This window comes from Streptomyces capitiformicae (assembly GCF_002214185.1).
Classification (GTDB): Bacteria; Actinomycetota; Actinomycetes; order Streptomycetales; family Streptomycetaceae; genus Streptomyces; species Streptomyces capitiformicae.
This window is the reverse complement of record NZ_CP022161.1, coordinates 7621782-7647275: the sequence shown is the minus strand read 5'-3', so window position 1 is coordinate 7647275 and position 25494 is coordinate 7621782. Positions and strand designations below refer to the sequence as shown.

23 protein-coding genes are annotated in these 25494 nt (G+C 68.0%); 12 read left to right on the top strand and 11 right to left on the bottom strand.

Annotated features, from left to right (window positions below; translation table 11 throughout):
* Positions 1 to 125 precede the first annotated feature (125 nt).
* The 3 genes from CES90_RS34200 to CES90_RS34190 form a co-directional block, all read right to left on the bottom strand.
* Positions 126 to 539 carry a VOC family protein gene (locus tag CES90_RS34200; RefSeq protein ID WP_189784645.1) on the bottom strand — a complete coding sequence of 138 codons (414 nt, stop codon included), beginning with the start codon at positions 537 to 539 and terminating at the stop codon, positions 126 to 128.
* Between the two features lie 143 nt (positions 540 to 682).
* Entirely contained in the window at positions 683 to 1021 is a 339-nt protein-coding gene (locus tag CES90_RS34195) for an HAD-IA family hydrolase (protein WP_229914005.1), read from the bottom strand.
* A 638-nt stretch (positions 1022 to 1659) separates the two neighbouring features.
* The gene (locus CES90_RS34190; protein WP_189784646.1) at positions 1660 to 2175 is read right to left on the bottom strand and encodes a DinB family protein; all 516 of its coding nucleotides are present in this window, start codon (positions 2173 to 2175) and stop codon (positions 1660 to 1662) included.
* 507 nt (positions 2176 to 2682) lie between these two features.
* Here CES90_RS34190 and CES90_RS34185 point away from each other — a divergent pair.
* The 7 genes from CES90_RS34185 (at position 2683) to CES90_RS34155 (ending at position 10575) form a co-directional block, all read left to right on the top strand.
* Positions 2683 to 3231, top strand: a complete 549-nt coding sequence (locus CES90_RS34185) for a hypothetical protein (protein WP_189784647.1) — start codon at positions 2683 to 2685, stop codon at positions 3229 to 3231.
* A gap of 271 nt (positions 3232 to 3502) precedes the next feature.
* Positions 3503 to 5359 carry an ABC transporter substrate-binding protein gene (locus CES90_RS34180; RefSeq protein ID WP_189784648.1) on the top strand — a complete coding sequence of 619 codons (1857 nt, stop codon included), beginning with the start codon at positions 3503 to 3505 and terminating at the stop codon, positions 5357 to 5359.
* Positions 5352 to 6416 (top strand): ABC transporter permease, encoded by a 1065-nt coding sequence (locus CES90_RS34175; protein WP_189784649.1) that lies wholly within the window; start codon positions 5352 to 5354, stop codon positions 6414 to 6416. Before CES90_RS34180 ends, CES90_RS34175 begins: the two co-directional genes overlap by 8 nt.
* Positions 6413 to 7561: an ABC transporter permease gene (locus CES90_RS34170; RefSeq protein WP_189784650.1), complete on the top strand. Its 1149-nt coding sequence runs from the start codon at positions 6413 to 6415 to the stop codon at positions 7559 to 7561. The genes CES90_RS34175 and CES90_RS34170 overlap by 4 nt, the downstream gene beginning before the upstream one ends.
* Positions 7558 to 8535: an ABC transporter ATP-binding protein gene (locus CES90_RS34165; protein ID WP_189784651.1), complete on the top strand. Its 978-nt coding sequence runs from the start codon at positions 7558 to 7560 to the stop codon at positions 8533 to 8535. Before CES90_RS34170 ends, CES90_RS34165 begins: the two co-directional genes overlap by 4 nt.
* Positions 8532 to 9572, top strand: a complete 1041-nt coding sequence (locus CES90_RS34160) for an ABC transporter ATP-binding protein (RefSeq protein WP_189784652.1) — start codon at positions 8532 to 8534, stop codon at positions 9570 to 9572. Before CES90_RS34165 ends, CES90_RS34160 begins: the two co-directional genes overlap by 4 nt.
* Before the next feature lie 457 nt (positions 9573 to 10029).
* Positions 10030 to 10575 carry a hypothetical protein gene (locus CES90_RS34155; protein WP_189784653.1) on the top strand — a complete coding sequence of 182 codons (546 nt, stop codon included), beginning with the start codon at positions 10030 to 10032 and terminating at the stop codon, positions 10573 to 10575.
* 193 nt (positions 10576 to 10768) lie between these two features.
* On the opposite strand, the gene CES90_RS34150 is transcribed toward CES90_RS34155, so the two are convergent.
* From CES90_RS34150 to CES90_RS34130, 5 genes are all read right to left on the bottom strand, one after another.
* A complete protein-coding gene (locus CES90_RS34150; protein ID WP_189784654.1) occupies positions 10769 to 11917 on the bottom strand; it encodes an ABC transporter ATP-binding protein in 1149 nt (382 codons plus the stop codon).
* Positions 11910 to 12968 carry an ABC transporter ATP-binding protein gene (locus CES90_RS34145; protein ID WP_189784655.1) on the bottom strand — a complete coding sequence of 353 codons (1059 nt, stop codon included), beginning with the start codon at positions 12966 to 12968 and terminating at the stop codon, positions 11910 to 11912. The genes CES90_RS34150 and CES90_RS34145 overlap by 8 nt, the downstream gene beginning before the upstream one ends.
* Before the next feature lie 14 nt (positions 12969 to 12982).
* A complete protein-coding gene (locus CES90_RS34140) occupies positions 12983 to 13930 on the bottom strand; it encodes an ABC transporter permease (RefSeq protein WP_189784656.1) in 948 nt (315 codons plus the stop codon).
* Positions 13923 to 14849 carry an ABC transporter permease gene (locus CES90_RS34135; protein ID WP_189784657.1) on the bottom strand — a complete coding sequence of 309 codons (927 nt, stop codon included), beginning with the start codon at positions 14847 to 14849 and terminating at the stop codon, positions 13923 to 13925. Before CES90_RS34135 ends, CES90_RS34140 begins: the two co-directional genes overlap by 8 nt.
* Positions 14850 to 14992: 143 nt before the next feature.
* Complete coding sequence (locus tag CES90_RS34130; protein WP_189784658.1) at positions 14993 to 16606, bottom strand: peptide ABC transporter substrate-binding protein; 1614 nt, start codon at positions 16604 to 16606, stop codon at positions 14993 to 14995.
* Between the two features lie 881 nt (positions 16607 to 17487).
* Between CES90_RS34130 and CES90_RS34125 the strand changes: the two genes are divergently transcribed.
* From CES90_RS34125 to CES90_RS34110, 4 genes are all read left to right on the top strand, one after another.
* On the top strand, positions 17488 to 17628 hold the full coding sequence (locus CES90_RS34125) for a hypothetical protein (RefSeq protein ID WP_189784659.1): 141 nt from the start codon (positions 17488 to 17490) through the stop codon (positions 17626 to 17628).
* 9 nt (positions 17629 to 17637) lie between these two features.
* Positions 17638 to 18000 carry a hypothetical protein gene (locus CES90_RS34120; RefSeq protein WP_189784660.1) on the top strand — a complete coding sequence of 121 codons (363 nt, stop codon included), beginning with the start codon at positions 17638 to 17640 and terminating at the stop codon, positions 17998 to 18000.
* 230 nt (positions 18001 to 18230) lie between these two features.
* Positions 18231 to 18770 carry a SigE family RNA polymerase sigma factor gene (locus tag CES90_RS34115; protein ID WP_189784661.1) on the top strand — a complete coding sequence of 180 codons (540 nt, stop codon included), beginning with the start codon at positions 18231 to 18233 and terminating at the stop codon, positions 18768 to 18770.
* A gap of 26 nt (positions 18771 to 18796) precedes the next feature.
* Complete coding sequence (locus CES90_RS34110) at positions 18797 to 19585, top strand: hypothetical protein (RefSeq protein WP_229914006.1); 789 nt, start codon at positions 18797 to 18799, stop codon at positions 19583 to 19585.
* A 65-nt stretch (positions 19586 to 19650) separates the two neighbouring features.
* Here the strand turns inward: CES90_RS34110 and typA are convergent, their stop codons facing one another.
* The 3 genes from typA to CES90_RS34095 form a co-directional block, all read right to left on the bottom strand.
* On the bottom strand, positions 19651 to 21558 hold the full coding sequence (gene typA, locus CES90_RS34105) for a translational GTPase TypA (protein WP_189784663.1): 1908 nt from the start codon (positions 21556 to 21558) through the stop codon (positions 19651 to 19653).
* A 158-nt stretch (positions 21559 to 21716) separates the two neighbouring features.
* The gene (locus CES90_RS34100; RefSeq protein WP_189784664.1) at positions 21717 to 22406 is read right to left on the bottom strand and encodes a hypothetical protein; all 690 of its coding nucleotides are present in this window, start codon (positions 22404 to 22406) and stop codon (positions 21717 to 21719) included.
* A 127-nt stretch (positions 22407 to 22533) separates the two neighbouring features.
* Entirely contained in the window at positions 22534 to 24792 is a 2259-nt protein-coding gene (locus CES90_RS34095; protein ID WP_189784765.1) for an ABC transporter family substrate-binding protein, read from the bottom strand.
* 362 nt (positions 24793 to 25154) lie between these two features.
* Here CES90_RS34095 and CES90_RS34090 point away from each other — a divergent pair, with 362 nt between their 5' ends.
* Positions 25155 to 25445 (top strand): hypothetical protein, encoded by a 291-nt coding sequence (locus CES90_RS34090; RefSeq protein ID WP_189784665.1) that lies wholly within the window; start codon positions 25155 to 25157, stop codon positions 25443 to 25445.
* The last annotated feature ends 49 nt before the right edge of the window (positions 25446 to 25494 follow it).

Here is a 25494-nt window from a genome sequence, read left to right as displayed (position 1 = left end):
TACCGATACCGATACCGGAGAATATCGGGCGATACCACACATAGCGCACACCTGTGCAGCCGTACGGGTGCGGAGGGGGGCCATACGGGTGGGGCGAGGCGGGTCGGTGTCCGAGGGGGCTGCCGTCAGCCCAATTCCCCGCGCTCCACACAGAATTCGTTGCCCTCGGGGTCGGCCATGAGCACCCACCCCCCGCCGTCGGGCCGGGTGTGGTCGGCGATCACCCGGGCGCCGAGCGAGAGCGCCCGCGCGACCTCCTCGGCGCGAGTGCGGCCGTGCGGCTTCAGGTCGAAGTGGAGCCGGTTCTTCGCCGACTTGCCCTCGGGCACACGGACGAACAGCAGCCTCGGGCCCCCGGCCGGGTCCTCGATCAGCGCCTCCGGGTCACCGGGCTTGTCGTCATCACCCAGCGGCCTGCCGAGCAGTTCGCTCCAGAAGAGGCCGAGGTCGTACGGGTCGCCGGTGCAGTCGAAGGTGAGGCTGTGGATGGTGGGGTGCTCGGTGCTCAACTGGGGTCTCCGTTGTGAGTCGGTAGTCATCAGTCGCTGTCGTGAGTCGGTGGTCATCCGTCGGTGGTCATCCGTCGGTGGTCACGCGCCGGTGGTCACGCGCCGGTGGTCACGCGCCGGTGGTCATGCGCCGCCGGTCGGCGAGCCGTGCGTGTCAGCCCGGCAGGCCGAGATCAGCGACCCAGGGTCCCGCCACCGGCCACGGGCCCGCCACCGATTTCCCCTCGGCCCCCGTCCTCGTCCGCGCCCGCAGCCCGCAGAACCGCCCCGACCGCCTCCCCCAGCGACCCGAAACACCTGTGCGCGTCCCGGAGTTCCTCGGGGCCCTGCGTGGAGCCCACCGCGTACACCGTGCAGCCGGCCGCGAGCCCCGCCGCGATGCCCGCCGAGGCGTCCTCGACGACCAGGCACCGGACCGGGTCGACGCCCAGTCGGGCGGCGGCGGTCAGATAGCCCTCGGGCGACGGCTTGCCCTCGGAGACGTCCTCGGCGCAGACGCATACCTCGGGCACCACCAGCCCCGTACGAGCTAGTGCCCCGGCAGGCAACGTTTGCCCGTCAAGGAGCGGCGTCCGGTGGGTGCTCTCGGTGTGCCGGCCGGAAGGCCCCGTAGATGGACTGGATGTACTTGGGCTTTCGGCCGGTGCGGCGGTGGGGGCCCCTCCCGCTCATGGGCGCCCCTCCCGCTCATGGGGCCCCTCCCGCTCGAGCGAAGCCGAGAGTGGGGGAGAAGCCGAGAGTGGGGGAGCGTGCCGGGCGTCGCGACGGGGCGAACGTTGCCTGCCGGGGCACTAGCCGCGCGACGGTGGGCTCGGCGCGGCTGGAGGTGACGACGGCCCGGCGGCAGGGCGCGCAGCAGCCCTGCCGCCCCGTCGAAGGCACGGAAGCCGGGCTCCTCGGCCGCCATCAGCTGGTCCAGGGCCCGGTGTTCCTCCACCGGGTCGCGCTCCGGCGCCACCATCCGCAGGAGGCCCGGGAGGCCAGTTCCCTGACGCGACCTGGCCAGTTGGGTTCGGCCAGAGGCGACGGGGAGGCCCCGGACCATCTCTCTGGTGGAGCGGAGGCCCCGCACGCCGGCCGAGTCAAAGCGGCCTCATGTGCACTCCTCGGCGAACAGTTGCCAACCCCCGATCGAACAGCCCCTTCTCGCTCACATACCGGTCTGCCCGTCGACAAGCTCTCGTACGACATCGAGGTGGCCGTTGTGCCGTGCGGTCTCCTCCAGGAGGTGGAGCAGCACCCAGCGGAGGTCGACGTGACGGCCGTCCCTGATCGGCCGCCGGGCCTTGGTGTCCAGGGCGTGGTCGGCGACCAGGCCGCGGTAACGGGCGCTCTGCTCCTCGTACTCGGCGAGGAGTCGAGGCAGTGGCACGTCGACGGCGGTGCGCATCTCCGGGTCGGGGTCGTCGTCGGTCGCCTCGGCGAGCGGTCCGGTCATGTCCTCTCCGAGGAACACCACCTGGAACCAGTAGTACTCGACCCATCTGAGGTGGCTGATCAGCCCGCACAGGGTCATGAGCGGCGATCCCGGCAGCGGCGCCTTCCGCGCGTTCTCCGGTGACACCCCCTCGCACTTGGCCAGGGCGGTGGTCCGGGCGTAGTCGAGGAAAGTGGTCAGCTGGGTCCGCTCGTCCCAGGCGGGAGGCGTATCAGTGCGTTGTGTCATCGCGACCGATCCTCCCTTGCGTCGGCCCGGGTGACGAACGAATATCGCCGCCCCCCCGCACCTCCCTTTTGGACACTACGAAGATCAGCCGCCAGGCCTTATAAATGAGTCAACGAACTGCGGTACAGCACACTCCACTTGCCGTCCCACCAGGACACACCGACCTGACCCGGTGTTCCGGATGGCTCGTTCGACCGCTGCCTCCGCAGGCGCGTTGACCATCTGAACGGGGGTTCTGGTGAGCGGGCTGCTCTTCTCGGTTTCGTGTACGGCCCAACCGGCCTGGGCAGTCGCACTCACCGTCGCCTGTGACATGGCCCCAGCTCTACCGCGAAGTCTGTAACGCCCTGCCCAAACCTCTGCCACGGGACACCGGAGCACGGCCAGTGGAGGCCGCCCGCACCGGACGGACCCGGCGCTGATCGCGCACACGCTCACTCGACGCGGAGCCGCGTCATGGCTCAAGTTCCGTCATGTCCGGGGACATGACTCACCGAAGGAATCTCCATGAAGAGACTCGTTGGCACCACTCTCGCTACTGTCGTCGTGGCCGGCGGCCTGGTGGGCGCCACCAGCGCTCCTGCTTTCGCCGGGTGCGCCCCGGAGCGAGGGACGAAGTACACCATCTACAACAAGTCCACGGTGTACAAGGGCACCAACCTCGCCAGCACCTGGATGGACTTCCGAAGCGCCGAGTCGGTCACGGTCAGCTACGAGGACAACAACACGGCGTCCTGGAACGCCAGCGGCACCGCCGGCATCGAGGCCGAGGCCGGGGTGATCTTCGCCAAGGCGAGCACCTCCTTCAGCGTGACCATCGGCAAGGAGTGGTCGAAGTCCAAGAGCTGGAACTACTCCATGACGGCCAAGAAGCCGAAGGGCAAGAAGCAAGTCCGCATGCGGTACTTCCACGAGGCCAAGAAGTTCTCGGTCCACAAGCAGACATGGGTCATCAACGGTAACTGCAAGACCCTGTACACGACCAAGTGGCGCAAGACCATCGTCGGTCCGGCCAAGCGCAGCTCGAACGACGTCTGGCGTCTCGAGTACAAGTAGGACCCGCCAAGGCGGCCCGTCGGGATGCCCCCGGCGGGCCGCTTTCATTCGCCATGCCGCCGGCTCGCCGCCAGCCCTCTGCCAGATCTCCGCACACCTCTGCCAGCCCTCTGCCAGGGACGCTTCACCGGTGTGGACCAATGTGCGCGACATTCGCATAAGTGCCTTGTTTTCCCAGGCCACTTGGGGTTTTACGCACCGTTGACGTGTGCGGACGTCCGCTGATAGACACAGCCGTCCCTGTGCGAGCGATGACGCGAGGTCACGACCCATGAAGCCACCAGCCCCACCTGGTAGAGCACGTTCGAGTTGGCGCAGCCGACGCTCCCGTGCGCTCCGGCTCGGCACCGCCACCCTGTTGTTGTGGGCCGGTCTCGCGACTCCCCTCTCCCCGGCGCCCCAGCAGGCGGCGGCCGCGGAGGGGAAGAAGGTCCTCACCGTGGCGGTGGCGCAGAGCGTCGACTCGCTGAGTCCCTTCCTGGCGACCCGTCTGGTCAGTACGAGCATCCACCGGTTGATGTACGAGAACCTGACCAACTACGACGTCAAGGACGCCCATCCGATCCCGGGCCTGGCCACCAAGTGGACGCCGTCCGCCGACAAGCTCACCTGGACCTACGCGATCCGTTCCGGCACCAAGTGGTCCGACGGCGAGCCGCTCACGGCCGAGGACGTGGCGTGGACGTTCAACAAGATGATGAGCGACGACGGCGCCGGCACGGCGAACGGCAGCTACATCACCAACTTCGCGAAGGTGACGGCCCCGAGCCCCACTGAACTCGTCATCCAGCTGAAGAAGCCGCAGGCGACGATGACCGCCCTCGACGTACCGATCGTGCCCAAGCACATCTGGGAGAAGGTCGAGGACTTCTCGGAGTTCAACAACGACAAGGCCTTCCCCATCGTCGGCAGCGGGCCGTTCGTCCTCACCGGCTACAAGGCCGACAGCTACGTACGGCTCGAACCGAACAAGAACTTCTGGCGCGGCGCCCCCAAGTTCGACGAGCTGCTCTTCAAGTACTACAAGGACGGCGACGCGGCCGTCGCCGCCCTGCAGAAGGGCGAGGTGTCGTTCGTAAACAATTTGACACCCGCTCAGTCGGCGGCGCTCAAGGGCCAGAAGAACATCAAGGTCAACGACGCTCCCGGCCGCCGCTTCTACGCCCTCGCCACCAATCCGGGCGCCCGCTCCAAGGACGGCGAACGCTTCGGTGACGGTCATCCCTCGCTGCTCGACGAGCGGGTGCGGCACGCCCTGTTCATGGCGGTCGACCGCGAGACCGTCATCGACAAGGTCTTCCAGGGCCACGCCGTCGAGGGCGAGGGGTACATCCCGCCCCGCTTCGCCGACTACTTCTGGAAACCGTCGGCCGACCAGAAACTCGCCTACGACCCCGCGAAGGCGGCCCAACTCCTCGACGAGGCGGGCTACAAGAAGAACAGCGACGGCAAACGGGTAGGCAAGGACGGCAAACCGATCAACTACCGCGTCCTGTGCCACGCCACCGACCCCAACGACAAGGCGGTCGGCCAGTACCTCACGGAGTGGTGGGGCGAGCTGGGCATCGGCGTGACCCTCAACTGCCTCGACAACGTCACCGACCCCTGGCTCGCGGGCACCTACGACCTCGCCTTCGACGGCTGGTCCGTCAACCCCGACCCCGACTTCGTCCTGTCGATCCACACCTGCGCCGCCCTGCCCGCCAGCCCCGAGGAGACGGGCGCGACCGACAACTTCATCTGCGACAAGCAATACGACGACCTGTACGCGAAGCAACTCGCCGAGTACGACCCGGACAAGCGGGCCGACCTCGTCAAGCAGCTCCAGTCCCGGCTGTACGACACGGGGTACATGAACGTCATGGCGTACCCGAACGCCGTCGAGGCCTACCGCACCGACCAGATCGAGTCGATCACGACGATGCCCGAGGACGCGGGCAACATCTACGGCCAGGACGGCTACTGGAGCTGGTGGTCGGCGGTCCCGGCGGCCGCGTCCGGCGACTCCTCCGACGGCTCGGGTTCCGCCGGTGTGCTCATCGGCGTCGCGGCGGGGGTCGTGGTCCTCGTCGGCGCCGGGGTCTTCCTCGCGATGCGCCGTCGTTCGACCGCCGAGGACCGTGAGTAGGGCGGCGTCCGCGGCGGAGGCCACGACCGGTGATCCGGCTCTCGCCGGACCATCGGCCGGTGAGCCGCGGACGCGCACCGCGTACACGTATGCGCGGTACGTCGCGGGGAAGCTGGCCGGCGCCGCCGTGTCACTGTTCGCCGTGCTCGTCACCAGCTTCTTCCTCTTCCGGCTGATCCCGGGCGACCCGGTCAAGTTCATGACGGGCGGCCGCCAGGTGTCGGCCGAGCAACTGGCCACCTATCGCAGGGAGTTCGGGCTCGACCTGCCGCTGTGGGAGCAGTTCACGGACTACTGCGGCAAGGCGCTCACCGGGGATCTCGGCACGTCGTACCAGTTCCGGGCGCCCGTCGTCGACAAGATCACCGAGGCGCTGCCGAACACCCTGCTGCTCACCGGTACGGCCTTCGTGCTGTACACCGTGCTCGGCGTCTTCCTCGGCACCCGCTCGGCGTGGCGCCACGGACGGCTCGGCGACCGGCTGAACACGGGCCTGGCGCTGACCCTCTACTCGCTCCCCTCGTTCTGGCTGGGCCTGCTGCTCATCATCGTGTTCTCGGTGGGCATGGGCCCGATCCCCGGGCTGTTCCCGACCGGCGGCATGGAGTCGGGCGGCGAGGAGGGCTTCGCGTACGTCGTCGACGTGGCCCATCACCTCGTCCTGCCGGTGGTCACACTGGTCGCGGTCGAGTACGGGCAGACGCTGCTGGTCACCCGCTCGGCACTGCTGGACGAGATGGGCGGCGACTATCTGACGACCGCGCGCGCCAAGGGGCTGCGGGACGACCTGGTCCGCCGCCGGCACGCGGTGCCGAACGCGATGCTGCCGACGGTGACGCTGATCTTCGTCAACCTGGGCCGGACCGTCGCCGGTGTGATCCTCGTCGAGACCGTGTTCTCCTGGCCCGGCCTCGGCGGACTCTTCTACCAGGCGCTGAGCGTGCCCGATCTCCCCCTCGTCCAGGGCCTGTTCTTCGTCTTCGCGGCAGCCGTGATCGTGATGAACACGCTGGCGGACCTGATCTATCCACTGCTCGACCCCCGGGTGGGCCGATGACGACCGACGCCACTCCCCCGGCGGACCTGCCGGACCCGCCCGACCCGAGCGGCCCGACGACGACCGACACGACTCCTCCGCCGGACCCGAGCGGCCCGACGACGGCCGAAGCAAGTCCCCCACCGGACCCGAGCAGCCCAACCACGGCCCAAGCAAGTCCCCCACCGGACCCGAGCAGCCCAACCACGGCCCAAGCGCCCGACCCGGCAGCGAAGACCGACCATGCGGCGGAGACCGACACGTCAGCGAAGACCGGAAGCCCCCGCGCCCTCGCCTGGCAGCGTCGGCGCCGTTCCGCCGCCCGGTTCTGGAAGCAGTACCGCACGCACCGGGCCGGACTCCTGGGGCTGGCCGCACTCGCCCTCCTTACGCTGGTGGCGCTGACCGCGCCGTTGACGGTCGGCTCCGACGTGGCCGGTGTGTCCGACGCGCCGGGCCGGCCGATGGAGCACCCGAGCGGTGAATTCCCCCTGGGCACCGACCGGTTCGGGCGCGACCTGCTGGGCCTGCTGGTGTGGGGCTCGCGGGTCTCGCTCCTCGTCGGACTGCTGGCGGCGGTGCTGTCGGTGGTGATCGGCGCGCTGGTCGGGATCACGGCCGGGCACTTCCGAGGCGCGTACGCCACCGTGATGATGCGGATCACGGACTGGTTCCTGGTGATGCCGGCGCTGGTGCTGGCCATCGCCCTCGCCACGGTCATGTCCCGCTCGCTGGGCACGATCGTCCTGGCGATCGGCGTGACGTCCTGGCCGACCACGGCCCGGCTGGTGCGGGCACAGACGCTGGCGGTGGAGTCACGGCCGTACATCGAGCGGGCGAAGGCGCTCGGCGGCGGCCACTGGCACATCATGTCCCGGCATGTGCTGCCCAACGTGATGCCGCTGGTGCTGGCCCAGACGACGCTGATGATCTCCTCCTCCATCCTCGCCGAGGCGACACTGGCCTTCCTGGGGCTCGGCGATCCGACGGTGGTGTCGTGGGGCGGTCTGCTCCAGGAGGCCCGGGAGACGGGCGCGGTGAGCTCCGGTGCCTGGTGGTACCTGGTGCCGCCGGGCATCGCGATCGCCGTGGTCGCGCTGGCCTTCACGCTGTGCGGCCGGGCCGTCGAGTCCGTCCTCAACCCAAGGCTGGGGGTGGCCCGTTGACGCTGCTGGAGGTCCGGAACCTGGAGGTGACGTACCCGGGCGGCGCGGCCGCGGTGCGGGGCGTCGACCTCACGCTCACGGCGGGCCGGAAGCTCGGCGTCGCGGGCGAGTCGGGCTGCGGGAAGTCCACCCTGGCGCTCGCGCTGCTCAGGCTGCTGCCGGCGGGGACGCGCGTCGGCGGGGAGGTCCTGCTGGACGGCGAGAACGTGCTGACGATGCGATGGGGGCGGGTGCGGGCGGTCCGGTGGGCGGGCGCGTCCATCGTCTTCCAGGGCGCGATGCACTCGTTGAACGCCGTGCACCGCGTCGGCGACCAGATCGCGGAACCGATCCTGCTGCACAAGAAGGCGACCACCGCGGCCGCCGCACGCAAGCGCGTCGGCGAGCTCCTCGAACACGTCGGCCTGCCCGCCTCCCGGGCATCCGCGTATCCGCACGAACTCTCCGGTGGCCAGCGCCAACGCGTCATGATCGCCATGGCGTTGGCCTGCGACCCGCGGCTGATCATCGCCGACGAGCCGACCACCGCGCTGGACGTGATGATCCAGGCGCAGATCCTGCGGCTGATCGAACAGCTCGTCACTGAACAGGACCTGGGTCTCATCATGATCAGCCACGATCTGTCGGTCCTCGCCGACACCTGCGACCGGCTCGCCGTGATGTACGCGGGCCGCGTGGTCGAGGAGGGGCCTGCCCGGCAGGTCTACGAGGACGCCCTGCACCCGTACGCCAAGGCCCTGTCGGCCGCGTTCCCCCGCATCGGCGACCCGGCCTCCCGGTTCGCCCCGCGCGGCCTTCCCGGCGACCCGCCCGACCCGGCCGTACTGCCCACCGGGTGTGCCTTCCATCCGCGGTGCCCGGTGGCGCTGGAGGCGTGCCCCGTGGAGGACCAGGTCTTGCGGGACGCGGGCAGGGAGCGGCGAGCGGCGTGCGTACACGTGGGCGCGCCGAAAGACGCGAGGAGCGGCACATGACGACATCGCCACCGGGTCCGGGTCCGAGTTCGGCACCGGCAGCGGCCCCCCTGCTGAGCGCGACAGGGCTGCACGTCACCTTCCCCGGCCGCGCCGGCGCGCCGCCCGCCAGGGCCGTTGACGGCGTCGACCTCGACATCCGCGCCGGGGAGATCGTGGCCCTCGTCGGCGAGTCGGGCTGCGGCAAGACCACGCTGGCCCGCTCGCTGCTCGGCCTGGTGCGGCCGACCGCGGGGAGCGTCGACTTCGCCGGGCAGCCCCTGAAGTACTCCGCGAGCGCCCTCAAGGCCTACCGCAAGCGCGCCCAGCTGGTGCTCCAGGACCCCAGCGGCTCCCTCAACCCCAGGCACACGGTGTACGACGCGGTGGCCGAGGGACTGCGGATCCACCGGTACGCCGGCGACGAGCAGGCGGCGGTCACCCGGGCCCTCTCCCAGGCGGGCCTGCGCCCTCCCGAACGCTTCTTCCTCCGCTACCCGCACGAACTCTCCGGCGGCCAGCGCCAGCGCGTGGTGATCGCCGGCGCCCTCGTCCTGGAACCCGAACTCATCGTCGCCGACGAGCCGGTGGCCTCCCTCGACGCCTCCGTACGCGGCGAGATCCTCGCCCTGCTGCTCCGCCTGCGCGCCGAACTGGGCCTGGCCGCCCTGGTGGTCACCCACGACCTGGGCCTGGCCTGGAACATCGCCGACCGGGTCGCGGTGATGTACCTGGGCCGCATCGTGGAGACGGGCGACGTCGAACAAGTCCTGTCCAAGCCCCGACACCCCTACACCCGGGCCCTGTTGTCCGTCCTCCCCGAGGCCCCCGGTGATCCGGTCGTCCTCACCGGCGAACCCCCGGACCCCACCCGCATCCCCTCCGGCTGCCGCTTCCACGCCCGCTGCCAGATCCTGGCGAGCGGGGAAGCGGAACGGACGGGGGTGGCGACGGCATGCCGGACGGTGGACCCGGAGGTGCTGGGCGGGAGCGGGGAGGCGCAGGTGGCGTGTCACTGGGCGCGGGGAGCGGTCAGGACAGCCGCTGACGCGCCATAGGGGCGCGGCGCGTGGCTCGGCAGGTGATCCACACCTTTACGCTCCGCTTATCCATGCGGTCCGCCGCAGGTCAAGTTGTCCTTTGGATCAATTGCGTCCCTCCAGGAGAAGGAGCATGATCGGCTCACTGCTTCGTGGGATCACAGGAGTAACCGCCCTTACCCACAGGCACACTTGACGCAGTAACGGGGGATATTCCGATGAGGGCACGTTCCGCTTCCTGTGACCGTCCAGTCACGTTCACACCCGGCATTTCGGCGACCGCTTCGCCATTGCCGACACGCTGACTCATTTCCAGCAGCCTCATCTTTCGCACCAGCGGCGACGGTCCAGGGTGCGCCTCCGCACGTCCCGGCACAGCCGCGAGAGCGCCACACCGCCGTGCGAGTTACCGCTCTCGCGACCTCCGGACACCCAGCATTCGCTCTCTGAGGTTCTCGAAGGGAACTGACCTGACATGAATCGCATCATCGGTACGGGCATCGCGTCCGCACTTCTGATCGGCGGCACCGTAGCCTCCGCCGCACCCGCCTCCGCCGCTGCCCAGGGCTGTGCGGACGTGGGCATGAAGGGCTACAAGATCAGCAACGTGTCGACGTTGTACAAGGGAACCAACATCTACAGCGACTGGGTCGACGACACGATCAAGCACTCGATCTCCTACACCAAGACCAAGACGGGCACCGTGCACGCCAGCGGCACCGTGGGCGTCGAAGCCGAGGTCGGGGCCATCTTCGCCAAGGCCAAGACATCGGCCAGCATCACTGTCGGTAAGCAGTGGTCGAAGACCCAAAGCTGGAACTACACGTTCTGGCCGAAGAACAAGGCGGGCAAGACCAAGGTCCGGGCGATCCTGACCCACGAGTCCAAGAAGTTCAAGGTCAGGAAGTGGGTCATCGTCGCCTCCTCGGGCGGCGCCTGCAAGACGTCGTGGAAGTGGACGAAGTGGATCACCGCTCCGGTCAAGAAGGACTCCAACGTCTGGCGCCTGCAATACAAGTAAAGGCACTCGACGACGGTTCCGTCAGCCGCGCTGCGCCGGCCGTGACAAGGACAAGTGAGTGAAAAGACGTAATGGCCCGGCGTCCAGGGGGACGCCGGGCCATTACATATGAGCGTCCACCGCGGAAAACACCCGTTCCCGGCGCCGGAAGCCGATGCCGGGAACGAAATGACATACCGCGTACTCGCGTAGATCAGGCCGCGTGCACCACGTCCTTCTCCTCCGCGAAGTGGCACGCCGACTCGTGCGCCGCTGGGGTGTCCTCGCCCTGGAAACGCTCGGGAATCGCGAGCAGCGGGACCTCCTCGGCACACTTGTCCTGGGCCTTCCAGCAACGGGTGCGGAAGCGGCAGCCGGACGGCGGGTTGGCCGGGGAGGGCACGTCACCGGTGAGGATGATCCGCTCCCGGCCCATCCGGGCCTCCGGGTCCGGGACGGGCACGGCGGAGAGCAGTGCCTGGGTGTAGGGGTGCGTCGGGTGGTCGTAGATCTGCACGTCGGTGCCGATCTCGGCCATCTTGCCGAGGTACATCACACCGACCCGGTCGGAGATGTGCCGGACGATCGACAGGTCGTGCGCGATGAAGAGGTACGAGAGGTTGAACTCGTTCTGCAGCCGCTCCATCAGGTTGATGACCTGGGCCTGCACCGACACGTCCAGGGCGGACACCGGCTCGTCGCAGATGATGATCTCGGGGTTGAGCGCGAGGCCGCGGGCGATGCCGATGCGCTGGCGCTGACCGCCGGAGAACTGGTGCGGGTACCGGTTGATGTACTCCGGGTTGAGGCCGACGACGTCCAGCAGCTCCTGGACCTTCCGGCGGCGGTCGCCCTTCGGCGCCACCTCCGGGTGGATCTCGAAGGGCTCCCCGATGATGTCGCCCACCGTCATACGGGGGTTGAGCGAGGTGTAGGGGTCCTGGAACACCATCTGGATGTTCCGGCGGACGGCTTTGAGGGCCTTGCCGGAGAGCTTGGTGATGTCCTGGCCCTTGTAGAAGACCTCGCCCGCGGTCGCCTTCTCCAGGGTCATCAGCAGCTTGGCGACCGTCGACTTGCCGCAGCCGGACTCGCCGACGATGCCGAGGGTCTCGCCCTGGTACAGGTCGAAGGAGACTCCGTCGACGGCCTTGACGGCGCCGACCTGCTTCTTGAACAGGATGCCCTGGGTGAGCGGGAAGTGTTTCACCAGGTTGCGCACCTGGAGGATCGGCTCACCGCGCTCGACGGGCGCTTCGATGGCGGCTACGGCCTCCGCCTCGGAGTGCGCGTCGACGACCTCGACGTCGGAGACGTTCGGCGTGGCGTCCTGCGGCTCGTCCGTCTTGCTGAGCTCAGCCATGGATCGTCTCCTTCCAGAAGTGGCATGCGCTGCCGCGGCCTGCGAGCTCCGCCCCGTCCCGGTCGGTGACCTGGGCCAGCGGCGGGATCTCCGTACGGCAGATGTCCTCCGCCTTGGGGCAGCGCGGGTTGAAGGCGCAGCCCGACGGAACACGGGTGAGGTTGGGCGGCAGACCCTTGATCGCGTACAGCTCCTGGCCCTTCTGGTCCAGGCGCGGGATCGAGTCCAGCAGACCTCGGGTGTACGGGTGCGCGGGGCTCTTGTAGATGTCGTGCACCGGGGCGGACTCCACGATCCGGCCCGCGTACATCACCGCGATCTTGTCGGCGACGTCGGCGACCACACCCAGGTCGTGGGTGATCAGGATCAGGCCCATGTTGTACTCGCGCTGAAGCTCCGCGAGCAGGTCCATCACCTGGGCCTGGACCGTCACGTCGAGGGCCGTGGTGGGCTCGTCGGCGATGATCAGGTCGGGCTCCAGGGCCAGCGCCATGGCGATCATGATGCGCTGGCGCATACCGCCGGAGAACTGGTGCGGGTAGTCGCCCACGCGGGCGGCCGCCGCCGGGATCTTCACCCGGTCCATCAGCTCGACGGCCTTGGCCTTGGCCTCCTTCTTGGACAGGCCCTGGTGGACGCGGAACATCTCGCCGAGCTGGTAGCCGACGCTCAGCACCGGGTTGAGCGAGGAGAGCGCGTCCTGGAAGATCATGGCGATCTTGGCGCCACGGATCTTCCGGCGCTCCTCGGCGGACATCTTCAGCATGTCCTCGCCGCGGAACAGGATCTCGCCCTTGGGGATACGGCCGGGCGGCATGTCGAGGATGCCCATGATCGCCTGCGCGGTCACGGACTTCCCGGAGCCGGACTCGCCGAGCACGGCGAGCGTCTCGCCCGCGCTCACCGAGTAGTTGACGCCGTTGACGGCCTTGGCGACGCCTTCCCGGGTGTGGAACTCGACGTGCAGGTCCCGGACTTCGAGGAGCGGACCGCCGTCGTCCCCGGAGGAGCGCGGCGCGGGAACGTCCGCGGTTTTGTCGATGATCGTCATCAGGTACGCCCTCCTCAGCGCAGCTTGGGGTCGAGGGCGTCGCGCACCGCGTCGCCGAGCATGATGAACGCGAGCACGGTGATGCTCAGCGCGGCCGACGGGAAGAGCAGGGCGTGCGGCGACGTCAGGAAACGATCCTGTGCGTCACTGATCATCAGGCCCCAGGAGATTTCGGGCGACTGCACACCGACACCCAGGTAGGACAGGGCCGCCTCGGCCGCGATGTAGACACCGAGGTTCATCGTGGTGATGACGATGACCGGCGCCAGCGCGTTGGGCAGCACATGCCGGAAGGCGATACGGAAAGTGCCCGCCCCCAGCGCCTTGGCCGCCGTGACGTAGTCGTTGTGCTTGTTGGCGATGACGGCGCCACGCATGATGCGGTACACCTGGGGCCAACCCACAGCAGCCATGACCAGCGCGACGGTCCATACGTTGCCGGCCTGGAAGATGGCCATCACCAGCAGGGCACCGATGAGCAGCGGGATGGCGAAGAACACCTCTGTCACCCGGGACAGCACGCTGTCGAGCCAGCCGCCGCGCAACCCGGCGATGATGCCGAGCACGCCGCCCACCAACGTGGTGAGGACGCTGGTCACCACACCGACGATGATCGAGTTGCGGGTGCCCCAGACGGTACGGGTGTAGATGTCACAGCCCTGGAGGTCGTAGCCGAAGGCGTGTCCGGAGCCGGGCTTCTCCAGCGAGTGCTGAAGATTGCAGAAGCCGTCCGAGAACGGGCTGCGGGACGTGAACAGGCCGGGCGCGACGGCGATCACCAACAACGCCAGAATGACCAGCGCGGCCACGATGAACAGCGGTCGCCGTACCAGGTCGTGGAAGGCGTCCTTCATCAGGCTCGCCTCGCGGGCCTTCGTCTCGCCTTCGGCCAGCTCCGTCGAAGCGACCGGAGGGACCGCCCCGTCGACGGCAGGCGCCTTCGTGATGGTTTTGTCAGGCATAGCGGATCCTCGGGTCGAGCACGGCGTACAGAACGTCTACGACAAGGTTGGCCACCAGATAGATGAGCACAAGGAGGGTGACCAGACCCACGACCACCGGCTGCTCACGCAGATAGACCGACTGAGCCAACTGCTGCCCGATTCCAGGGAGGTTGAAGACGCGCTCCGTGATGATCGCGCCGCCCATCAGAGCTCCGAGGTCCATGCCCAGAAACGTGACCACGGGGATCAGCGAGTTGCGCATGGCGTGGAAGCCGATGACCCTGCTCTGCGGCAGGCCCTTGGCCACCGCGGTGCGAACGTAGTCGGCACGCACCGCCTCCATCAGGCTGGTCCGCATCAGACGGGCGATGTACGCCATCGAGGTCGAGGCGAGCACGATGCCCGGCAGAATGTAGCTGGTGGGCCACCCGTCCTGCACACCGGCGACCGGGGTGAGCTTCCACTCCACGCCGAGCTGCAGCTGGAGAACCGAACCGAGTACGAACACCGGCAGCGACACCAGGACCAGCGTGCTGATCAGCACCACGTTGTCGAGGAACTTGCCCTTGCGCAGCGCCGCCATGGCACCGGCGAGCACACCGATGACGGCCTCGATCCCGAAGGCGGTCAGGGCGAGTTGGAGAGTGACCGGGAAGCGCTCAGAGACGATCTCCGAGACCTGCCGTCCCGTGTACGTCTCGCCGAGGTCACCGGTGAAGATGCCGCCCATGTAGTGCAGATACTGCATGTAGAGCGGCTTGTTGAGGTGGTACTGCTCGCGCAGCATCGCCGCGATGTTGGGGTCGGCGCGCTTGTCACCGGCCAGTGCCTGGATCGGGTCGCCGGGCAAGGCGAAGACCAGGCAGAAGATCAAGAATGTGGCGCCGATCAGGACAGGGATCGCCTGAAGGAGTCGGCGCGCGACGAATCGGCCCATTGGTTCTCCTGGGGGTTCTGTTCGCCCGAAGCCGGAGGGGGGTGGCTGACGGACGACGGACGGCAGACAGGGTGGACAGGGAAAGGCGCGCTTTCCGCCTTCCCCCGTCCACCCTTCAGCCCGCTATGAAGGCTGGTTGCTCGTTAGGAGAGCTTCACCGTGTCCCACAGGACTTCACCACCGGCGATCTTCAGGCTCTTGATCTTGTCGCTGTAGCCGGCGTTCAGCTTGTAGAAGTAGACCGGGATGTACGGCAGTTCCTGCAGGAGGATGTCGTCGGCCTGCTGGTACAGCTTCTGCGCCTTGGCGGCGTCCGGCTCTTCGTCGGCCTTCTTGACCAGCTTCTCGAAGTCCTCGTTGACGTACCCGGCGTAGTTGGAGCCGTTCTCGATCGCCTTCTTCGTGAAGATCGGCGCGAGGTAGTTCTCCATGTGCGGGTAGTCCATGTTCCAGCCCATGCGGAAGCCGGCCTGGAGCTTCTTGTCGCCGAGGTCGTTCAGGATGCCCTGGAACTGCTCGTACGGCTTGACCGTGACCTTGATGCCGAGGTTCTGCTGGACCTGGTTGGCCACGGCCTCGATCCAGGCCTTGTGGTCACCGTCGGCGTTGTAGCTCAGCTCGAGGGTGTCGTTCGGCAGGCCCGCGCTCTCCTTGTAGAGCTTCTTGGCCTCGGTGGGGTTCAGCGTGCAGGCGTCGCCGCAAACACCCTCGCGGTAGCCGGGGATGATCGGGCTGATGAAGTCGTCGGCCGGCATACGCGCGTTGAGGAAGATCTTCTCGGAGATCGCCTTCCGGTCGATCGCCATCGAGATCGCCTTGCGCAGCTTCACGTCCTGGAAGCTCTTGTTGTACGCCAGCGGGAAGCCGATGTAGCCGACGCCCGAGTCCGACTCCTCGATGTAGCGGTCGCTCAGGTCCGTCTTGGCGGTGGCCAGACCCGAGGTCGGAATGGTGTCCTGGATGTCCAGGTTGCCCGCGACGAGGTCCTTGTAGGAGGTGTCGGCGTTCGAGTAGATCTTGAAGTTGACGCCCTTGACCTCGATGCTCTTGGCGTTCGGGTGCTTGTCGTACTTGACCACGCTGATGTGGTCGTTGTGCTCGAACTTGCCGTCCATCTTGAAGGGGCCGTTGCCGATCGGCGCCTCTTCGAAGGCCTTCGGGTCGTCGAAGAAGACCTTGGGCAGCGGGGCGAAGCCGGCGAAGGACAGCTGGGTCGGGAAGGCCGAGAAGGGCGCGTCCAGGGTCACTTCGAGCGTCAGGTCGTCAACGGCCTTGAGGCCGGACATCTCCTTCGTCGCGACCTTCTTCTCCGGGCCCGGGTTGAGGTCCGCGTAACCAGCGATGTGGGAGAAGAGAGGGTTGGTCTCCTGCGCGTTGTCCTGGTTGGCGCCGTAGTTCCAGGCGTCGATGAAGGACTGCGCCGTGACCTTCTCACCATTGTGGAAGGTGTAGCCGTCCTTCAGCTTGATCGTCCAGACCTTGGCGTCCGGGGACTCGATGGACGCGGCGAGGTCGTTCTCGACCTCGTTGTTCGCGTTCAGCTGGGTGAGGCCGGTGAACAGCGCGGCGATGACCTCGCCGCCTTCGGTCTCGTACGTGTTCGACGGGATGAGGCCGTGCTGCGGCTCACCGATCTCCATCGACACGATGCCGTCGTTCTTGCCGTCGTTCGAGCTGCCACCGCCACCACAGGCAGTCGCAGAAAGCGCGACGACGACTGCCCCCGCGACCCACTTGGCGCTCCTGGCACCACGCATGGGTTCCTCCTCATGAGTCCACTTGTTCACTGCAAGAGGGGGCACAAGACACAACGACGCCACTTTTGGCGTCGAGGATTCGAGTGCCCCAGTGTGCTCGTGAGTCGGCGCTCCCCACCGCGCGTGACCCATTGACCCGAGCTCTACGCGCCTAACTATCTGCCATGGACCAACGCCGAACCACATCAACAAGGTCTCGGTTCGATCACACCTCGCGCCTACTTCTTCCAAAAACCGGACAAAGGGTTTGGTGAGAGATGCCTGCGAAACGGACTTGTTACACACGTATCGGAGCCGACTGTCCGCATTCCGGACGCTCTCGGAAGAAAAATGAGTTGCGGATCCACGCGGTCGCGCGATAGGGGCGACACCCGGATGGCAAGGCCGTCGAGAGACGAGCCCGCACCGCCCGCCCCCGGCTCGATCACGGCGTCACGCCGCCAGGCGGCCGGACACGCTGTGAGCCCACTGAGAAACAGGCAACGGCAGTCAGAGTAGTGCGGATCAGCCGACCGGGGAGCCCCCCGGACCACGACGAAGGGTTTTCCCTTACCGGGCGATTCTCGCCCCACACCGACCCCCACACCCCCTTGAATATCCACCAAACAGTCAAATTCACAGCAAAGCCGATCACGGATGAAATGCGGCATTGACTGGCAGGAACACCTCAAGGATTCCTCAACTTGGTTGATTCTCAGCCACCTTGGCGATTGACTCATCACCGCAACCAGCCAGGAGGCGGTCTTCACGGGGGAGACGCCGACTGGGCGGCGCGGTGTCGTCATGCCGCCCGCTCCTCGGACATCCCCGTGCGCGCTTGGCGCCGCATCGAACGACCAAACAGACGTGCCCCACCGGGGCACCGAAAACGGGGAGCATTCGTGAGAAGAGTTACCAGCGGGGTCCTCACCCTTGCGCTGGCCGGGTCCGGCATGGTCGCCGCGGCCGCACCGAGCTACGCCGCGTGCGCGCCGGAGAAGCCGGTCTACAACATCACGAACATCAAGCGCATCGACAAGTAGACCAACCTGGTGAGCGCCGCCATCCAGGGCCCGGGGACCATCACCTACGAGGAGAACAAGACGGCGACCTCGTCCTGGGGTGGGGCCACCGAGATCGGCGGGGAAATCAACCTGATCGTCGGCAAGCTCAACAGCAAGGTCTCGATCAACCACACCAAGACCTGGTCCAAGTCGAAGACCTGGCGGTACTCGCTGGAGATCGCCAAGGGCAAGACCCAGCGCATCCGCATGTTCCACCGGCACAGCAAGTTCACGGTGACCAAGAAGTACTTCCACACCGGTCTGTGCAAGTACAAGACGCAGTGGACCAAGAAGGTTCACGTGCCGTACTCGGGCAGCCAGGACAACGTGTGGAAGCGCGAGAACGTCTGATCTCCTTCCGCCGCACATGCCACGGGGTCCGAGGGCCGTTCGAGCGCACGCCCGTGCGCCAGGAAGGCCGCGTGAGAGCCGGATGAACCGGCCCCACCCGTGAACCAAGCCCCAAAGCCGATGGATGGCCCGGGCGCTCCCTCGATGGAGCGCCCGGGCCATCCGCGTATCCGGGGCGAGGCAACGGTTCCGCGTGCCCATGGACTCAGTTGCTCATCAAGGAGGTGCCCATGGGGGATCAGAAGCGAGCTCGGGACGAGGAGTTCCAGAGCTTCGTCATCGGCTGCTGGCCAGGCTTGCTGCGTACGGCCTTTCTCCTCTCCGGAGAGCAGCATGCCGCGGAGGACCTCGTTCAGTCCACGCTGGAAAAGGTGTACGTGGCATGGCGCCGCGTCAGCTCGGCGGACGCACCGGAGGCGTACGTACGGCGCGTGCTCATCAACACGCACGCGCGCAGACATCGCAGACGTCTCAAGGAGTTCCTGTCGCCCAAGGACGACTCCGGCCTCGCCCACGAACGGCCCGACCCCGGCGACCAGATGGCCCGGGCGGACAGCCGCAGCGCCCTGCTCAAGGCCCTCGCCCAACTGCCGCCCCGGCAGCGGCAGGCGGTGGTCCTGCGCTACTGGGAGGACCTGACCGAAACCCAGACGGCGCAGGCGATGGGTTGCTCGGTGGGCGCGGTGAAGAGCAACGCGGCCAAGGGCATCGCGAAGCTCCGCGCCATACCGGGGCTGGACGAAATGGTGACGACGGGAGGGCGGAAGTGATGAACGCAGGCCAGGAGAACCACGACGTGACACACAGGGACATCGCCCTCCTCCTCGCGGACGCCGCCGACGAGGTCGAGATCGGCATGGCGCCGGTGCAGGCGGTGGTACGCGGCGGCCGCCGGCGCAGGACGCGCCGGTGGGCGGTGGCGGCGGCCGCGGCGGTGGTGATCGCCGGGTCGACGGGGACGCTGGCGGTGGCTGGGCTTCAGGGCGGGGACGGGAACCGGGGGGCACCGGCGGCCACGCAGCCGTCGGCGACCGCGGTGCGGAATGTACCAACGCCGCGACAGACCCTTCTGGCGGTCGGCACCTTCAAGGGACAGTATTGGCAGGTGGTCGTCGACGTGTGGAAGGCGCCTCACGACGAAGCGGAGGCCCGGGAGCAGTTGGCGGCGATGGCCGCGCGCGGAGAGCGCCCCACGGATCTCCGTCAGGCCTCCGAACTGATCGGCAAACACTGGACGTTCGTACAGTTCACGCTGGGAGACGCCGATCCGAGAACGAAGCTGGCGATGTCGTCCGAGGAGGAAACCACCCTGTCAGGCAAGGAATTCGAGGTGCTCACGACACCGTCCGATCCGTCCGACTCGCTCTTCGACCGGCTGGTGATCGGTAACGTCGCGAGGTCCGCCCAGCGCGTCACGTGCACCTGGAAGGACGGCACGACCACTGTGGTGCTCCGAGAATCCCTGTACAACGACGACTTCAACAGCGACGAGTTCTTGATCCGCCCGGTCGAGGGCTCTTATCGGAGCTGGTACCTGTGCCTGGCACCGGACGGCACGGCGTACGAGTCGACGAAGGTGGGGTAGCAGAAAAGCAGTCTGGCCGCTCCGCGGAAGGCGGAGCGGCCAGACTGTTCCCGTCTGTCCTGCGATCAGCCGTGCTTCGCCCGGCTCGCCGCGCGCGCACGCTCGCGCGCGTCCAGGTTGACCTTGCGGATGCGCACCGCCTCCGGGGTCACCTCGACGCACTCGTCGTCGCGGCAGAACTCCAGGGACTGCTCCAGGGAGAGCTTGCGGGGCGGGACGATGGATTCGGCGACGTCGGCGGTCGAGGACCGCATGTTCGTCAGCTTCTTCTCCTTGGTGATGTTGACGTCCATGTCGTCGGAACGGGAGTTCTCACCGACGATCATGCCCTCGTACACCTCGGTGCCGGGCTCCACGAACAGCACACCGCGCTCCTGGAGGTTGGTCATCGCGAACGCGGTGACGGCGCCGGAGCGGTCGGCGACGAGCGAGCCGTTGTTACGGGTCTGCAGCGCACCGAACCAGGGCTCGAAGCCCTCGTGGATGGAGTGCCCGATGCCCGTACCGCGGGTCTGGGTGAGGAACTCCGTACGGAAGCCGATGAGACCGCGCGACGGCACCACGAACTCCATGCGGACCCAGCCCGAGCCGTGGTTGGACATGTTGTCCATCCGGCCCTTGCGGACACCCATGAGCTGGGTGACGGCGCCCATGTGCTCCTCGGGCACGTCGATCGTCATGCGCTCGACCGGCTCGTACGTCTTGCCGTCGATCTCCTTGGTGACGACCTGCGGCTTGCCGATGGTCAGCTCGAAGCCCTCGCGGCGCATCTGCTCGACCAGGATGGCCAGCGCCAGCTCACCGCGGCCCTGCACCTCCCAGGCGTCGGGGCGCTCGGTCTCCAGCACGCGCAGCGACACGTTACCGATCAGCTCGCGGTCGAGGCGGTCCTTGACCTGGCGGGCGGTGACCTTGCGGTCCTTGACGGCCGCCTTGGCGTCGGCGCCCTTGCCGGTGCCGCCGCGGCCGACCAGCGGGGAGGTGTTCGTACCGATGACCATGGAGATGGCAGGCTCGTCGACCGTGATCAGCGGCAGCGCGACCGGGTTCTCCGGGTCGGCCAGGGTCTCGCCGATCATGATGTCCGGGATACCGGCCACGGCGCAGATGTCACCGGGGCCGGCCTTCTCGGCGGGCTTGCGGGTGAGCGCCTCGGTCATCATCAGCTCGGAGATGCGGACGTTGGTGACGGACCCGTCGCGCTTCATCCACGCGACCGTCTGGCCCTTCTTCAGCTCGCCCTGCTGCACGCGCAGCAGCGCGATACGGCCGAGGAAGTTGTCGGCGTCCAGGTTGGTGACGTGCGCCTGGAGCGGGGCCGTCTCGTCGTACGTCGGCGCCGGGATGTGCTCCAGGATGGTCGAGAAGAACGGCTCCAGGCTGGTGGAGTCGGACGGGACCGTGCCGTTGTCGGGCTTGGTGAGGGAGGCGACGCCGTCCCGGCCGCACGCGTAGACGATGGGGAACTCGATCTGCTCCTCGTCGGCGTCCAGGTCGAGGAACAGGTCGTACGTCTCGTTGACGACCTCGTCGATCCGGGCGTCGGGGCGGTCCGTCTTGTTGATGCACAGGATGACGGGCAGCCGGGCCTGCAGCGCCTTGCGCAGCACGAAGCGAGTCTGCGGGAGCGGGCCCTCGGAGGCGTCGACGAGCAGCACGACACCATCGACCATGGACAGACCGCGCTCGACCTCACCGCCGAAGTCGGCGTGGCCGGGGGTGTCGATAATGTTGATGGTGATGACGTCCCCCCCGTCCTTCGGGTGGTACTTCACCGCCGTGTTCTTGGCGAGGATCGTGATGCCCTTCTCACGCTCCAGGTCGTTCGAGTCCATCATGCGGTCGTCGACGGAGTCGAGCTGGTGGGCGGCGAAGGCACCGGCCTGCTTCAGCATGCCGTCGACGATGGTCGTCTTGCCGTGGTCGACGTGGGCGACGATGGCGACGTTGCGGATGTCGTGGCGCGTGGCCATATTGCGGCGTTCTCCCGGAGTGTGAGGACGGCCCTGCTGCGTACGCCTGTGTTACGCGGGCCCTGCCGGGCGGAACATGCCACGGCCTCACCCCATGGTACGGGGCCGCGGGGAGAGCGGCTTCCGGGGCCGTGCGGCACGGGCCTCGGAGGGGTTGATCAGGCGCTCTCGGTGGCAGCCGATCCCTCTTCACAGGAGTGCCGGGCGGCTTGGAGGGCAAGGTCGGAGCCGTCCACCTCCTCGTCGCACTGGAGTACGCCGGTGATGTCGATCTGCCAGGTCCGCGCGTGCCCCGTGGTGGTCTTGCCGTCCGGGCAGGCGTAGCTGAAGTCGCCTGCCACCTCCCGTACCCCAGCGAATTCGACGAACTCTCCGGCACCGTCGACCTCGGTGGAGCCATCGTTGATGTCCGGCGCCTTGACGTTCACGTCGGTGAAGCTGCTCGTGTCGCCTTCCGCCTCCGCCTCCGCCAGCGTGCGGGCGTCGGACTGGATCTCGCCGATCTTCTTGCCCAGCGAGAAGAGAACCTCCCCCGAGGAGATGGCCGGCCCCGTGGTCTCCACCGACGGCCGCGGTGTGTAGACCCGCTCCAGCCGCTCTGTCAGCTTGCCACCGCCGGCGCCCACCGACTCGATCTGGGAGACGCCGGTCAGCTTCTCCGTCTTCTTGACGCCGGTCCAGGTGAAGGTGCCATCGGCGCACGCCTTCACCGCGGCCTTGTCGCTCTTGCCGCTGCTCTTGGGCTCGTCCTTCTCGTCCCCGGTACAGGCCGTCAGCCCCACCACCAACGCCACCGCGGCCAGCCCTGCCGCCGCCGAATTCCGACCTGCCATGACGCGCATGCCCATGACGCTCTCCCCCGGTTCCTCGTGGTCCGATCACCGAGCGGCGATCGGGGTCGTGACCATCGTCACGGCACAAGAACGGGAGCGGTAGGCATTTGAGCTAGCCCAGAGGTGACATGAGCCCGACAGCTCACTCCCGCGACGCCGGGCTCGCCGACGTCTTCGCCCCCTTCTTCAAGAACCCCATGTCCTCGTACACCGGCGTCTGGAAGCCGAACGCCCCCACGTTCGCCAGGTTCTTCCGTGCCGCTACCAGCTGGGGCCGCTGGTAGAGGGGAATGGACCCGGCGGCGGCCCAGATGCGGGCGTCCGCCTTGCGGATCAGGGAGCGGGTCTTGGACTCGTCGAGGGTGGCGATGGCCTCGTCGAAGAGCTGGTCAACCTGGTCCGTGCCGACTCGCGTGTAGTTCTGCTCGACGCTCAGCGAACCGTCGGCCGCCGGGACCGGCTTGGCGTAGATCGGGCGGGCGTCGGTGGCCGGGTACGCGGAGGTGGGCCAGGAGTACAGGGCGAGGTCGTACTGCCCGTTCGCGATGTGGTCCTTGAAGTAGCTCGCGTCGGCGACCTTGCTGATCTCCGTACGGATCCCGATCCGGTCCAGCATGACGGCGATCCGCCGGCCGACGGTCCGCAGTGACTCCGTACCGGGGCCGGACGGCAGCACGAACCGGAGCGTCAGCGTCTTGCCGTTCTTGGTGAGCGGTCCGCGCGCGGCGCCGGCGGGCGCCGGGGTGCCCTGCGGGGCGTACGCGCCCGGGGCTCCGCCGGGTGCGAACTGCTTGCCGTCCTGGGCGAGATTCGCCCTGTCCTCGTCGGTCTCGTACGGCTTGTTGTCATCGCCGACGATGTACGTGCCGTCATCCTCCGAGGACCGGGACCGGGAGGACGCCGAGGAGCCGCCCTTGTCCTCGCTCTTCTCGCCCTTCTCGCCCTTCTCGCCCTTCTCGCCCTTCTCGCCCTTCTCCCCTTCCGACCCGGCCGCCTTCTTGCCCTCCTTGAGCGGCGGGCCCTGTTCCCACCCGGCGTCGGCCAGTAGCGCCCGGGCCTCCTTGGGGTCCTTGCCGCCGAGGGCGCCGCTGTTGTCGGCGTACGCGGCCTGGCCGGCGAGGGCGAGGTGGCTGCCGACGGGGACGGCGGGCAGGCCCAGGGGTTTCAGGACAAGGGCGGCGAGCTCCTCGCGGTCGAGGGCGCGGGCGATGGCGCGGCGGACGCGCTCGTCGGAGAGGGGGCCGTCGGAGCCGTTCAGGGCGAGCTGGGTGAAGGCGGGTTCGAGGGAGCGGCGGACCGCGAAGTCGCGCAGGGCGGACTGCTCGGCGGTGTACTCGGCGATCGCATCGCGCCGCTTCTCGCGGGCGCTGTTCTCCTTGTCGGCGGCCTTCTCGTCCGAACCGTGCGCGATCGCCCAGGAACGCAGCGACTTCGCGGGCGGCAGCCCGGGGCCGTGGGCGTACGGGCCGCCCTGGGCGAGGGGGCCGCTCATGCCCTTGGCGCCCCGGTCGCCCCGGGTGTCGTCGGAGGCCAGCATGATCCGCTGGGACTGGGCCGCGTCGATCTCGGCGACGTCGACCTTGTTCTCGGCGAGCGCCTTGGTCCGCTCGTCGCGCGGTACGGCGCGCAGCACCAGCGCGGAGAGCTTGGCGGGGCGGCCCCACCAGCGGGGGTTTCGGGTGAGGGTGACCTCGCCGTCCTCGCGGTCGATCTCCTTCAGCGCGAAGGGGCCGGCGGTGACCTTGAGCCTCTTGCGGGCGCCGTCGTTGAAGGAGTCGGGGGTGCCCATCACCTGCTTCGGGTACAGCGGCGAGAACAGCGACTTCCAGTCGGCGTAGGCGCGGGAGAAGGTGACCCGGACCTCCAGGTCGTTGGCGCCGCGCTCGATCTTGGCGATGCGTTCGTAGCCCGCGTTCCGGGCCGTCCAGTACGCCGAGTCCTTGCCGGACAGGGCCCGCCACTGCGCGGCGAAGTCGGCGGCGCCGATCTCCCGGCCGTCGCTCCACACGGCCTGCTGGTTGAGTTTGTAGAGGACGACCTGGCGGGGTTCGCGTTCGACGACCTTCGCGGACTCCAGGTAGTCGGGGTTGAGCTGGGGGCGTCCGCTGCTGTCGAGGCGGTACATCGACGGCAGTACGGCGCCGGCGATCCGGGTCGTGGCCTGGTCTGCGTCCGCCTGGAACGTGTTGAACGTCTCCGGCACGGCGTCCACGGCCCAGCGCAGGGTCCCGCCGTCCTTGAGCAGGCTCCGGTCCGCCGGGGCGATGTCCTGGCCGGCGACGGGCTTGCCGGCCGGGTCGTCCTCGCCACACGCGCTGAGCAGGGGCACCGCGAGCGCACCCGCGGTGAGGAAGGCGACCGAGCGCATGACCGCGCGCACGCCGAGGCCGTCGTGGGACATCTCTGCTACCTCCGACAGGGCCGCGCCATCTGCGACCAGGGGGTTTATGATCACGTTTGGGGGCATATGGAGCTGATCAGATCTATGGCCACCCTGGAGAGGAAAGGGTTCACCGACCGAGACGACACGGCGACGCGGAGCGAGAATCCACCCGTGCGGCCCAACGCACCACACCGGGTCCCGGCGCAACGCACCACACCCGACCCCCGGCGCACACCGAGCGTGCGAGGGCGTGCAGAGGAGGCTTGCAATCCGCCAATCGATGCACATCCCTTCACAGCGCAACGTGTGACGCGCAACACTCGCAGGCGCATGAACGTTGCCGCCTCGGTCCTCCCGATCCGCGGAAGTGAGGGCAAGTCATGTCCGTGCAAGATGAACTGACATCGGTCCAGCGGTGCCTCGACGACCTGTACCGGTCGGTAGGGCGCCTGGAACAGCAGATCGGCGGGGGTGGGCTCGACATGCGTCGCGTCCGCACCGACACCGATCACCTGCGCGAGAGCGTCGCGCTGCTCCGTGAGACCGCCACCGGCGCCGCGCCCCCCAAGCGCCCGGAACTCGTCACGATCCCCGACACGCCGTACGACGACACCCTGTGGACGGACTCGGACGACGAGGGCCTGGGCGCCCGCGACCGCCACGCTCCCTGACCTCGATCGAGCACTCGGCACCCGAAAGCACCCGAGAACACCCGAGAAC